At 59.8% G+C, this 12,534-nt stretch carries 12 protein-coding genes and 2 pseudogenes; 7 read left to right on the top strand and 7 right to left on the bottom strand.

The window, feature by feature from the left end; all coding sequences use genetic code 11:
• Window positions 1-54: 54 nt before the first annotated feature.
• Entirely contained in the window at window positions 55-729 is a 675-nt protein-coding gene (locus tag DSC91_RS33095; protein ID WP_115782714.1) for a glutathione S-transferase, read from the top strand.
• Window positions 730-960: 231 nt separating this feature from the next.
• Window positions 961-1,290: pseudogene (locus DSC91_RS33100) on the top strand (integrase); the annotation flags it as partial.
• Between the two features lie 51 nt (window positions 1,291-1,341).
• On the opposite strand, the gene DSC91_RS33105 reads toward DSC91_RS33100, so the two are convergent.
• Both DSC91_RS33105 and DSC91_RS33115 read right to left on the bottom strand, forming a co-directional pair.
• Window positions 1,342-1,965, bottom strand: a complete 624-nt coding sequence (locus tag DSC91_RS33105) for a TetR/AcrR family transcriptional regulator (RefSeq protein WP_115782715.1) — start codon at window positions 1,963-1,965, stop codon at window positions 1,342-1,344.
• A 277-nt stretch (window positions 1,966-2,242) separates the two neighbouring features.
• Window positions 2,243-2,872 (bottom strand): TetR/AcrR family transcriptional regulator C-terminal domain-containing protein, encoded by a 630-nt coding sequence (locus tag DSC91_RS33115; protein WP_208645746.1) that lies wholly within the window; start codon window positions 2,870-2,872, stop codon window positions 2,243-2,245.
• A 209-nt stretch (window positions 2,873-3,081) separates the two neighbouring features.
• On the opposite strand from DSC91_RS33115, the gene DSC91_RS33120 reads away from it, so the two are divergent.
• From DSC91_RS33120 to DSC91_RS33140, 5 genes are all read left to right on the top strand, one after another.
• Window positions 3,082-4,200, top strand: a complete 1,119-nt coding sequence (locus tag DSC91_RS33120) for an MBL fold metallo-hydrolase (protein WP_115782718.1) — start codon at window positions 3,082-3,084, stop codon at window positions 4,198-4,200.
• 15 nt (window positions 4,201-4,215) lie between these two features.
• Entirely contained in the window at window positions 4,216-4,773 is a 558-nt protein-coding gene (locus tag DSC91_RS33125) for an ester cyclase (protein ID WP_115782719.1), read from the top strand.
• A gap of 63 nt (window positions 4,774-4,836) precedes the next feature.
• A complete protein-coding gene (locus DSC91_RS33130) occupies window positions 4,837-6,399 on the top strand; it encodes a zinc-binding dehydrogenase (RefSeq protein WP_115782720.1) in 1,563 nt (520 codons plus the stop codon).
• A 20-nt stretch (window positions 6,400-6,419) separates the two neighbouring features.
• The gene (locus DSC91_RS33135) at window positions 6,420-7,247 is read left to right on the top strand and encodes an MBL fold metallo-hydrolase (RefSeq protein ID WP_115782721.1); all 828 of its coding nucleotides are present in this window, start codon (window positions 6,420-6,422) and stop codon (window positions 7,245-7,247) included.
• A gap of 120 nt (window positions 7,248-7,367) precedes the next feature.
• On the top strand, window positions 7,368-8,093 hold the full coding sequence (locus tag DSC91_RS33140; protein WP_229758105.1) for an OmpW/AlkL family protein: 726 nt from the start codon (window positions 7,368-7,370) through the stop codon (window positions 8,091-8,093).
• A 248-nt stretch (window positions 8,094-8,341) separates the two neighbouring features.
• Here DSC91_RS33140 and DSC91_RS33145 read toward each other — a convergent pair whose 3' ends face one another.
• From DSC91_RS33145 to DSC91_RS33170, 5 genes and pseudogenes are all read right to left on the bottom strand, one after another.
• Window positions 8,342-9,586: a porin gene (locus DSC91_RS33145; RefSeq protein ID WP_115782723.1), complete on the bottom strand. Its 1,245-nt coding sequence runs from the start codon at window positions 9,584-9,586 to the stop codon at window positions 8,342-8,344.
• A gap of 141 nt (window positions 9,587-9,727) precedes the next feature.
• A pseudogene (locus tag DSC91_RS33150) lies at window positions 9,728-10,002 on the bottom strand (acyl-CoA dehydrogenase family protein); the annotation flags it as partial.
• 18 nt (window positions 10,003-10,020) lie between these two features.
• Window positions 10,021-10,656, bottom strand: a complete 636-nt coding sequence (locus tag DSC91_RS33155) for an SET domain-containing protein (protein WP_115782724.1) — start codon at window positions 10,654-10,656, stop codon at window positions 10,021-10,023.
• Between the two features lie 175 nt (window positions 10,657-10,831).
• Window positions 10,832-11,023 carry a hypothetical protein gene (locus DSC91_RS33160; protein WP_115782725.1) on the bottom strand — a complete coding sequence of 64 codons (192 nt, stop codon included), beginning with the start codon at window positions 11,021-11,023 and terminating at the stop codon, window positions 10,832-10,834.
• Between the two features lie 865 nt (window positions 11,024-11,888).
• On the bottom strand, window positions 11,889-12,458 hold the full coding sequence (locus tag DSC91_RS33170; RefSeq protein ID WP_115782726.1) for an RBBP9/YdeN family alpha/beta hydrolase: 570 nt from the start codon (window positions 12,456-12,458) through the stop codon (window positions 11,889-11,891).
• Between the last annotated feature and the right edge of the window lie 76 nt (window positions 12,459-12,534).

Raw genomic sequence — 12,534 nt, forward strand, 5'->3', positions numbered from 1 at the left:
TTCCCATCTCCAATCGCGGCACGAATGGTGCCGTGCTCATTGCAAGAATAGAGCATGCTTACTGTCCATCATCTCGAGAATTCACGCTCCCAGCGTGTGCTGTGGTTGCTCGAAGAGCTCGGTCTGCCTTATAACGTGCAGCGTTACGATCGCGACAAGCAGACGATGCAGGCGCCATCGGAGTTGCTGAAAGTGCACCCGCTACGCAAGAGTCCGATCATCACAGATGGCGACGCTACGGTGGCCGAGACCGGTGCTATCGTTGAATACCTGGTCGATCAGGCCGGTGGTCGTCTGCGCCCGATTGCCGGCTCCCCCGAACTGCTGCGCTACCGCTACTGGCTGCACTTTGCCGAGGGTACGGCGATGCCACCACTGGTGATGAAGATGGTGTTCGATCGCGTCGTCTCGTCACCCATGCCCTTTTTTGTCAGGCCAGTGGCGCGCGGCATCGCCAGTAAGGTGATGGCCGCCATGGTTGCACCCAACCTGTCGCGTCAGCTCGACTTCATGGAAGCCGAGCTGAAAGGCCGCGACTGGCTCGCCGGAAACGAGTTCAGCGCCGCCGACGTGATGATGAGCTTCCCGCTCGAGCTTTCCGCGCTGGGCGGCGGGCTCGACGCCTCGCGGCCGCGGCTGCAGGACTTACTGCAGCGCATCCATGCCCGGCCAGCCTACCGCAGGGCGCTGAAGCGTGGCGGGCCCTATGCCTTAGTACAACAGTCGTAGCTCTTCGGGTTGGCGCGCAGCCGGATGAACGGCGTCTCAGGAGTGGTGAGTTTCCGCCGGCTTACGCCAACGTACGCACTGAACGTCCTGCCGGCGCTGTTTCGCTGGCTGGTGGAGCAGCACTAGGTGCTCGCGAATCCATTCGCCGGCCTCAAGGTCAAGCGCCATGCGCCGCGTGCGGGATTGAACGTGCCGCCGGGCTTCTCGAAGATGAGTGGTTGCTGATCCGCTCGCTGGAACTCAGCGACGCCGCTTGTCGCGAGTCTCGAGGATGACGGCGCACGCATCGAAAGCACGCGACTCTGGCACGTGTTACGGCGGTTCCTTGTGCTGGTCGCAGACGCGATTCAGGACGAGCGGCCCGCGACGGCGGAGAAGCTGCGCCGTGCGAGCCCGCATTGGATGCGGCACACGCACGCGTCACACGCGCCGGCCCAGGGCCCCGAGCTGATCATCGTGCGCGACAATCTGCGCCATTCGTCGATCTATCTGCACAGTGACGAAGTGCAGCGAGCCCGGCAGTTCGATCAAGCGTTCGTCGTACGCGAGCGCAAGCGGTAGCTCGTTTATGTCGATTCACGGATAAGCGCAAGAATTTTTTAACTCCAAGGCTTATGACAGGACATTGCGCTTACCCTGTTCATCCCCCAAGTAGCGACCGACATTCGCCTGCGTTGCCTCGTCGCTCACGGTTTCCGGATCGCATAAACGGAGGAACTGCAACCCCTCGCACAGGCTGAGCAGGCCGAGTGCCAGACTTTCTACCGATGCGCCCAACGGCATACCAGTCTGATTTGACAGGATGCCAATATAAGCGCGGATCTGCTCAAGTTTCTGGCCGCACAATGCATTGAAGTCGTCCCTCATGTGGGTCTCACGCATGGCGAGTAACATCGCGTCGACCCACAGTGGAAAACAGTCTGAGTCGTAGATAAACCGGCAACAGTCCGTGACGCATCGTGATTCAATTCCTGCGCGAGTACTGTGCAATTGCTGGATCGCGTGTAGATGGGCGAGAGTCCGATCGTGATCACGACGCAGCAACTCGAGCAGTATGGTCGCTTTGTTGCCGAAGCTCGAGTAAAACGCGCCGCGCGTGTAGCCGGCGGCCTCGACGATGTCCTGCACGCTTGCAGATGCAAACCCTTTCTCGATGAATACCTCTCGCGCTGCCGCGAGCAGGCGCTCTCGAGTCAGGGACTTTCTCTGTTCATGCGATTCGTGTTTTCGTTGCATAGCATCAACAAGCTATTCGCAAAGTCAGGTCCGCTTCCTGCCTGACAGGGCTACTTCGATGGGACGTACACGTTCAAATTCTTGTCGTTCTCCAACAGAGCCATCTTTGCGCCGTAAACCTTGCCATGGTCCGGATCGAGGATAGTTCGACCTGCCCATCGCACACACCGACGATGTGTTTCGTTGACGACCGTGCACCCATTGTCATGAGGCGTTTGCTGAACTGGAAATCCGCATGGGGGCACCACGGTGGTCGTGCGCGTCATCTACCCGAGCATCACCGTTGCCGTTTGCTCGAAGACAATTGCTCCAACTGACGCACGAATGCGTCGATGAGGATCTTGATACCGAAATCGAACTCGCGGGCGTGGTCAAGCCGGCTAAGGTACGGCGCGGCAAGTGCAACGTGGGGAAGACCGGTTTCGACAAGCGTTGCCTCCCGCGGACCGGCGATCTCTGGGTCGTCGGCACCGAGCGTGAGGCCGGCTGATGCCTCGCGAAGCAAGGTGCCGGTCATATAGGCCAGCGTAGTCCGTACCGCGTGCACGGCCCATTCCGGCTCCGCGCCGGCGCCCATGAATGCTGCGAGCGTTACCTCAAGCGGGGCGAGATTTTCGAGTGATTCAACTGGCCGACTGAGCACGAGTACTGCGGCCTCCCGGTGTGACGAGAGGGCGGCGATCCTGAAGGCATGCGCGATTGCCATGAGGTCCGTGCGCAGGTCACCCGCGAGTGCGGGGACGACCATCCGGGAAAGGACCTGTCCCGCAACGGCGTCGAGGAGAGCTTCCTTGCTCTCGATGTGGTTGTAGAGGGCCTTCGCGTCTACCCCAAGCCGGCGTGCGACAGAGCGCAAGCTCACGGCTTCGATACCCTCGGCATCGATGACCTCGACAGCGGCCTGCACGATCGCATCCCGGGATAACGTGGATGAACCGGCGGGAGGACGCCCACGGCGGGCCGGGGCGGCAGTTGGGCGCAAGCGGGGGCGAGGGGTTGATCTGGTCGTCATGAATTAGAGTATGCCTCGTCTTGACAATTAAATCCACGCCGTGGTTTTATGTGAAAAACCCACGGTGTGGATTTATTAAATAAAGACTGATTCAGGAGACCGCGATGACATTGCTCAACGCCCCCCCAACGTTCAACTGGACGCCAGCCACCCTCACTGACCTGCCGACAGTCGGCGAGCCGATCAGGTCGCTCGATAGGGACGTAGAGGGCGGCCCGGGTGCGCGATTGCGTGCTGCCCGCGAGGCAGGGCTGCGTTTCCGTTCGGAGTTCGCGACATCCGGTGTGCCCGCGAGCGTCGTGACGTGCGACCTCGTCACGCTTCCCTATCCGACACGGTTTGGTCTCTTCCGGGCGACGAAGGCGCTCGCTCCGTTTCTGTCGATCACGAACCGGATGCTCGTCATACGTTGGAACGACAGTGATGGCCGCCCACGCGTCCTTCTGTTCGAGCCGAGTGATGTCGAGCTCGGCCGCAAGACGCCGTACTTTGCCGAGCTGCTTCGTCGCACGCCCAAGCCGGTCGCGGAGATGGTGACCACGATCCACGGTACGGTCCTCGGCCACCTCACGCGCCTTGGCATCAGACCTGAGGAGGTCGATTACATTCTGTTCGATCACCTCCACACCCAGGATCTGCGCCGCTGGATCGGAACGACAGCATTCCAGGACGATCTGGGCAAGCACACCGAAGCGATCTTTCCGAATGCGAAGGTGATCGTTCAGCGCGACGAGCTTCTCGGTATGGCGAATCTCCATCCGCTGCAGACACCGTGGTATCAACCCGCCGCCTACCGCGACGTGCCACTCGAAGCGTTTCTTCCCATCGACGGCTCAGTCCTGCTCGGTCCGGGAGTCGCGATCATCAAGACGCCCGGGCACGTGTTCGGCAACCAGAGCCTCGTGCTCAACACCTCAACCGGAATCTGGGTGAGCAGCGAAAATGTCATTGCCGCCGAGTGTCTGACGCCCGAGCACTCCAGGCTTCCGGGTCTGGCCTCGTGGAGCCGGTCGTGGCAGCAGGAGGTCATTCTCAATGCAAACACGATCGAGACGACAGCCGATCAGTACAACTCGATCATTCTCGAAAAAACCATTGCAGACAGGGCCCAGGCCGATCCTCGCTTCCTCCAGTTTTTCCCCTCAAGTGAGTTGACCCCGCTGTGGACGAACCCCGGGACGTCGCCAACGTTCCGCCACTTTGCAATTACTCACTCTGCCTGAAGAGGGCACATCTCCATGAGCCAACGCACGATGCCTACGCCCGAGATCCTCGCCGCACGCGAGAGACTCGTACTCGACCACTTCAACGACGAAGTCCTCCAGCAGTGGGATGACGTTCTCGCGACCTTCCCGCATCCGCACTACGAAATCATCGCGACAGTGACGGTTCACGACGGTAACAAGGAGGTGCGCGGCTACTATCACGACACACGCGTTGCTTTCCCGGACCAGGACCACGAACTGATCTCGCTGCGGCACAGCCACGATGCGGTTATCGCGGAGTTCTGGTTGCTTGGGACACACCTCGGTCCTCTGGGCGCAATCCCGCCTACCGGATCCCGATTTCGCGTGCGGATGACAGCGTTCTTCATCTTCGACGAGAACGAAAACCTCATCATCGAGCGGATCTACTTCGACACCCTGACGATGCTCAAGCAGCTCCTTGGCGGCGCCGGCCTGAAGAATCCGAAGAACTGGCTGCTCGCCATCAAAGCGCTGCGGGGGCTGCTAAAAATGTCCGGCGAGCCTGACCGCCGCCTGCTCACAACGATTCCCCCGGACCTGGCGCACTGAGCCAGACCACTGGATTCATCTCATCGACACCCGCATCTTCAACACTCAAAAGGACTTCCGATCATGACCATGCGTGCCCTTTTCGGCGGCACCGGACCCGACTGGGTCCTCAAGCGTGACGCCGCCATCCCTGCCCTGAGTCTCGGCGCCGTCCGTGTCCGCATCATGGCGGCGGCCCTCAACCGGGCCGACCTCTACATGCTGAAAGGAACGTACAACCCGAAGCTCAAGCCTGGTGATGTATACCCCGCCGGCATGGAGTTCGCTGGTGTCGTCGAGACATCGAGCCCGCTTGCTCCGTCTATGCCGGTCGGAACGCGAGTCATGGGAGTCACGATGGGGGCGTTCGCGGACTATGCGCTGTGCGATCCCCGGATGCTGCTGCCGGTCCCGGACGGCATGACGTTCGAAGATGCCGCCTGCCTGCCTATCGCGCTCGCAACGGAGAATGACGCGCTCGTCACACAAGCCGGGTTCACGGCGGGTCAGTCAGTGCTCGTCGTCGGCGGGACCACGTCGATCGGGTTGCTGGCCATCCAGCTGGCCAAGGTCCTGGGCGCCTCGACCGTCATTGCGACGACGTCGTCAGAGGCCAAGCGCTCGGCGCTCCTCGAGGCCGGCGCGGACGTCGCGATCAATACGGCAACGGAATCGCTTGTCGATCTGGTGCTCGCCGCAACCGACGGAAAGGGCGTTGACGTGACGCTCGACCACGTGGGTGGCGCGCTGTTCGCGTCCCTGCCGGCCGCGACGAAAATCCAGGGGACGATAGTCAACATTGGCCGCCTTGCCGGAGCGGCAGCGAATCTTGATCTGGACGCTGTGTCGTTCAGGCGGCAGCGGCTCATCGGGACCACCTTCAGCATCCGCACGTCCGAGGAGCTTGGGCAGGTCTGCATGGCACTGCACGGCGAGGTCATGCCTGCAGTGGCTGCGGGGAAATTTACGCCGCGGATCGATTCGATCTACCCGGCCGAAGAGGCACTGACAGCCGCTAATCGCCTGCGGGATAACGCCGCGCTCGGCAAGATCCTTCTCTCCTTCGGGGATGCGCCCGAGCGTCCCGTCAACCGTGCGCCGATTCACAATTTCTTCGGCTCGATTAACCAGTTGGGTTACGTCGTGCGAGACATCGACGCCTCAATCGAGGGATTCACTCGGTGCGGCATCGGCCCATGGTTCCTGCTGCGTGGGGTAAAACCGGAGAACTTCACGTACAAGGGAGCGCCAAGCGACATGGCGATGGACGTTGCGGTGGCGAACAGTGGCGACATTCAGATCGAGATCATATCGCCGGTCAATGACGAGCCGTCCATGTATCGCGACTTCCTCGAAGCAGGACGCGAGGGGCTACAGCATTTCGCCTATTGGTCGAAGGACTATCAGTCGCTCTACGAGCGGGCATTGGCCGCAGGCTTCAGCGTCGGTCAGGAGGGGCAGCTTGGAGGTCCGACCGGCCGCTTCGCTTATCTCGAGACCGAGCATCACGCGGGTACGTGCGTCGAAATCTCTGACCTCGGAGGTGCCAAGGCAGCGCTGTTCGACTATGTGAAGAAGGCGGCCGCACACTGGGACGGCTCGAACCCCGTCACTGTCATTGACCCGGCGATGCTCGCGGCACGCTGATTGCGAAAGGATTATCGGACATGAAGATCCATCACCTCAATTGCGGCACGATGCACCCGATCGGTGCGCCGTGCGGGCTCGTTTGCCATGTCCTGCTTCTCGAAACTCCGGGTGGGCTCGTACTCATCGACTCGGGTCTGGGATTGCTGGATGCCTCCCAACCCGGTCGACGGTTTGGGCCGTCACGCGCCTTTGTGCGGCCCGTGTTCGACGCGCGAGAAGCGGCGATCGTGCAGGTGGAGCGCATGGGGTTCGATCCGCACGACGTGCGGCATATCCTGCTGACCCATTTCGATGCCGATCACGTTGGCGGGCTGGCTGACTTTCCGTGGGCGTCCGTACACCTGACGTCGGCCGAGGCATTCGCGGCACAGCATCCAAAGACGCTCGTCGAACGCGGCCGATACCTGCCCGCGGCGCGCGAGCACGGCCCGTACCTCGTCGAGCACACACCTCGCCAGTCGGAGTCGTGGCGTGGCTTCGCTGCTGCCACACCGCTGTCCGAAGTCGCCGACGGCATTGTCCTTGTCAGTCTACCTGGACACACGCGCGGGCATGCGGCGTATGCGATCGATGCTGGCGATCGCTGGATTCTGCACGTCGGAGATGCGTTCTACCACCATGGCCAGATTGACGGCACGGGCGGCGCGCCGCTTTCACTGACGCTCATGGAGCGTCTGATCGCCCACGACTGGGCACGTGTCAAGGCTAACCACGAGCGGCTCTCGGAGCTGTATGCAACAGGTTCGTCTGATCTGTCCATCATCAATGCCCATGACCCGGCGCTGCTCGAAGACGCGCGGCGTTCCATCGGACCGGAGTCTTCTGACAGGGTCAAACTGAACTGATCCCAGTGCGCACCAACATCGGATCGCCTCGAACCGAGCGCTGATTCGATGTTGCATCAATCGCATTCAGCCTTATCCCGCTTCATATAAACATAGTAGAACTACTTAATGGAGACGACTTTGAAACGAATTATCCTAACCGTCCTGCTGTGGGCCGCGACCTGCCAGATTTCATTCGCGCAATCCGCCGGACAACTGGTTCTCAACACGGGATGGCTTCATATCGCCCCGCAGAGTTCCAGTCAGCCAATTTCCGTCTCTGCACTGGGAAATACGGCCGTGGAAACTGGGACCGGCTCATCCGTGGGGAGTTCGGATACCTTTGGCCTCACGGCAACTTACTTCGTCACCGATCACATTGCCATGGAAACCATACTTGGTGTTCCACCCACGTTAGATCTATACGGCACTGGAACGATCGCCAGCTTCGGCAAGATCGGCAGTGCGCGCACCTGGAGTCCGGCGGTTATCGCTCAATACCATTTCGGCTTACCGGATGCGCGTATCAGACCATACCTGGGATTAGGGGTTACGTACGTCTGGTTCAGCCAGGTCAGACTGAGTAATACGACGCAGTCCGGTCAATTCCTAAACTCGCCAACGTACGGCAGCGCGCTGGAAGGACCGACCACGGCGCGGCTAAGCAGTTCGTTCGCGCCTATCGTCAACGCGGGCTTCACATACAACTTTAACGCCCATTGGTCCGCCGGCTTGTCTGTGTCGTACATCTGGCTGGCCACCCATGCCACCCTGACGACGCAGTCGGCGCTCGGCACGATAACGAGCCGAGCCAAAGTGACCATCAATCCCATTGTGACATTCCTGTCAGTGGGGTATCGCTTTTAGCCGCGAACGATGAGCTGACTCGTGTTTTCACATCCCATGAAGGGCAAGTATCGCGCCGAGGCCAATGCCTTGACGGCGTAGCGCATAAATGTTCCATCCAACACTCGGCAACCGTCGGTGAAACGCCAGCGACTCATCGATGAGCAATGCGAGCCCGGTTCTAGTTGATTGCGTTAATCTAACCGATTAAGCAGGGTGCGCCGCTGACCCGACTGATTCGCGGGGAGGAGGCGGCGCGTTCTGCAACTTCAGAATCGGTGTCGCATGCCAAGACGAGCGGCGGTTTGATGGTTGTTAGCCGAAGGTGTCTGGCCCGTGATGTACGCGACGGCTGGTTGATTCAGCGAATCCGTGCCGGCAACGTGTTGATAGACAACGATCGCATATACGTCCGTTCGCTTGGACAGGGAGTAGTCTGCGCCCATCGAACCTTGCTGATACGTTGCGCCGGAACGTTCATCTGCTCCAGAATTGCGCGTATAGCTATAGGCGACGCCGAGCAGAAAGGACGGCGTTACCTGGTATTTCAAGTTCGCTTCAGCGCTGTTAAATGTGGCATTACCGCGGTAACCGAGCGGATTCGGTCCCGACGCACTTGTGTTGCCCAAGCCGCGAAACTGGGTGTTTGAATATGTGGCTCCAAGCGTTGCGGCACCGAATTGATAGGCAGCGCCGGCCGCCGCGATCTGAACCGTACTGGCGGACGCGTAGCCGGCATATATCGGGTTTGACTCGGCTGTCGTCGCACTTCCCGACGAGCCAATGTTGTTGCTTGTTAGCGTTGTCCCTGCCGACGGGTTGGTTCCGTAGAAGCCGAAATTTGGTGTTCGCGCATTAAGGTACGCGGCGCCTGCCGATAAGTGACCGTTCGCGTAGCCAACCCCGGCCGACCATACCTGGTTCCTGCCGACGCTACCCGGCACGCCCCCGAAGCTATACAAGCCGGTCACCGACAATCCGTGATAGTCGGGACTCGAATATTTGATCGTGTTATTGATGCGCCGGGTATTCAGGAGGTTGTCGACGTCGCCCGCATGGGAACTCATGTAGCCACCCCATTGCGCGGCTGCAGAAAATGGTCCGACGGTCGTAGCGACGGAATCGTATTGTCTGCCCAATGTCACGGTACCCGCGTTCGACTTGAGTCCGACGTAAGCCTGGCGACCGACTCCGGCGCCTCCCTGTCCCAGTGCCCCTGTGTTGATGGCAAATCCACTTTCGAGCCTGAAGATGGCGCTTAGCCCGCCGCCGAGATCCTCGCTTCCAAGCAGTCCCCAACGACTGCCGTTCTGGCCGCCGCTCACGCCGTCTTGAAAGGAGTATTGCGAGTGGCCAACCAATGCCCCTCCGCTCCGGCCGGTTTGCACATTGGTCGTATAGTTCAAGCCTGCATCAATCAACCCGTAAAGGGTTACGCTGCTTTGTCCAAACACAGACGCGGTGCCTAGCGAACAGGCCGCACACGTGGCAGATTTGAAGATCGCTGATTTCATAGTCTCCTCAGTTTGAATAAAAAAAATCGCGTCAAAAATATGTGTTTATGTTCGTATAACTAATTTATGTAATTTGATAAAAACACTCTGTTTTTTTGACAATATGGCGAATAATTCTTCGGTAAGGTATTGCCGGTCGGTGTCGCGAATCATGTTTCTCGCGATTGCCAGTTGCTGGATTTGCGTCGTGCCTTCGTAAATACGGAAGAGGCGAACATCACGGTAAAATCGTTCTATCGCGTACTCGGAAACATAGCCCGCACCGCCGTGAATCTGCACCGCGCGGTCCGCGACACGATCGCACATCTCGGAGGCGAAGAGCTTGCAGCACGAAGCTTCCGTCGACACATCTTCGTTGTTGTCGCGGCGTCGAGCACCATCGAACGCGCCGCGTAGATTTCCGCGCGGCTAGTCGCCGAGGGCCTTCCTGAATGCTACGCAACGACCAGCGCGTCCTGGGACAGTCTTTCGACAATGGGGGCGGCTGTCAGTGGCGCCGCGCCCGAATTCGCGCCGTCAGCGACCCGGTCTGGCGCAGACGTTGACTCTGGCGTCACCTTGAGCCGCCATCTGCGTTCGGCCAGCATGGTTCCCCGGCAGTCCGGCGAGCCGCAGTGGCAGGCGTACCGCTGCCGCAACTGACGGGTGTACCGGCCTTCCACGAAAAGCGCGTAGTCGATGCTGAGCTCTTCGCCGATTCGTATCGGTCGCACGGTCTGTATGAATATCCGGCCATTGCGATCTTCCGCTTCGCAGTTGGGGCGGCACGCATGATTGATCCACCGGGCGCTGTTGCCGCCCACGGCACCGTCTATGACGGTGCCGTCGCCGATGTCGAAATAGAAGGTATGGTCCGGATGCACAGGATCGCGGGGGTGACGGAGCAACGCCTCGTCCCAGAGAATACGCTCGCCCCTGTATTCACATACCTGTTCGCCCGCGGCAAGTGCGCGCGCGGCGAATACACCCCTGCCGTGAACCGGTGACCGGCGAACAGCGAACCGCTTGCGACGACGTGTGGTATCGGCTGGCGTCCGCGCAACAGTATCGGAATCGTTCTTCAAGGGCATGGTCGGTACGGTTGCTGAGCGGAGGAACTGGATCAGGCAGCCGGGATAGAGTGCCCCGGCAAATTTCCTTTTTCAAGCGATGCAATTATTTTCACGCCAGCGACACAGTCGTAATGACATACCGCCAGTACGACGCGACGGGTGTCGCGCAGGAGACGAGCACAGCTTGGAGGGCCTACAGGATCCTCATGTACCGGATTCTACCGATCTGGGGCGAGCGTTCCAGGATCATGTCCGCAATGAATTCAGGGAGCAGGGCGCGCGGAATGTTTGCAGGAACATTGTCGACCAGTTGCGAGGCGACGCGCGCGATGAAGTCATCGGGCGAGCTTGCCAGACTGTGCTCATAACTCACGCGGTATTCCATGATGCACGATGCTCTGGGGCGGCTTTCTGATCGAGAAATTCTACCAGCGGCCGGGGCGGTGCGCGGTACGCGTCGATGGCTCGGGAGGGGGTATCTGCCTTTCGGGGCACCGGCAGGAGCCTGCAGGCGGTGATTCGCGTGCCATGTGTGTGACGTTACAGGGGGAAAGGATTTTGCCGCAAAGGAATGGTTGATGGGATCCCAGCCACCAGCATGGGCAAATCCTACCGATGCTTTTGTGTGTGATTCGCAGACATCGTTTCAACTAAAATGAAGCGATGGACCGCGAGATTGCGACTCGATTACGTTGGGTGATGATGTATCCAGAGACCGGCAACGCCAGTCTCGTATGTGCGCGCTGTGGCATCTCGAGACCGACTCCGCTCAGAAGGGACGAGGCAGCAAACTGCACTGCCATCGTCCCACCGGAGGGGACACACGCCATGAACGGTATCGAAGACGCCGCCGCCGGCCGACCACCTGCTACCGCGTCAGCGGTTTCGTTCAACGCGGGTTATCACAGCGCCTATGCGCCAATAAACGCAACCTTGAAGGGTGGCGTTATCAGGGTTGGAAGGGCGCAAAAAATGCGCCAGCACACCTTCGCGGCGCCGGTTCTGGCGGGGCAAGGACGGGCGGCCAGTCTCCCGCCAACTGCTCCTTGCCTGGTTTTGCGGTCGCGCGTCGCTGGCACGGACCACATCTACATTAACGGTGACGTTGAGCCGCCTCACCACGAAACGTAGGCGGGCAACGCCACGATGTGAACGAGCCCTGGTGCAAAGGATGCGGGTCTGCGATCGGCCAATGGTATAGATATTTCCCTTGCGTTTTCATCCGGAAAGCTTTCGCCGGAATTGCCTTTTCATTCCCGGGTATGCGTTGGCTTTCGAACCGGGCCGCTACTGCCGGTGAGCTGCGAAAGCAGCTGTATTCCGTACGGCCATGTGCCGAGTTGGTTGTCGGACCCCAGATGACCGGCGCCGGGCAAAACGACAAGTACGCTTCCCCACATCTTCGCGAGAAATGTGCCTCGCTCGACGGAAATGAAGCGGTCGGCCGAACCCATCACGACGATCGACGGAAAGGGGAGTTTTGTGATGGGCATCGGTGCAAAGCCATGCGTGCCGGCCGGAAATGTCAGCGCTTCGGTATCAGTCGGCGCGACAAGCAAGGCGCCACGAATGCGGCGTTTTGTCTGAGCAGCCCATTTCGCTGTCATGCAACACGCAAGGCTATGTGCGGCGAGAACGATGTCGTCTCCGGTGCGCTCGATCTCCGCATCCAATGCGGCGATCCATTCAGCAACGTCAGGAGTGTGCCAGTTTTTCTGATTCACACGTCTGACACCTTCGAATTCCATTTCCCATCTGGACTGCCAATGATCCGGGCCGGAGTTGTACAGGCCTGGAACCGTCAATACGGATACCGTCATTCATTCCTCTTCTTCGGGTGATGCCAGTGCGTCGATGCTGCGTAAAAGCACGGTGCTTCGTTAAATCCGAAGATTA

It is taken from the genome of Paraburkholderia caffeinilytica, from assembly GCF_003368325.1.
In the GTDB taxonomy this organism is placed as follows: domain Bacteria; phylum Pseudomonadota; class Gammaproteobacteria; order Burkholderiales; family Burkholderiaceae; genus Paraburkholderia; species Paraburkholderia caffeinilytica.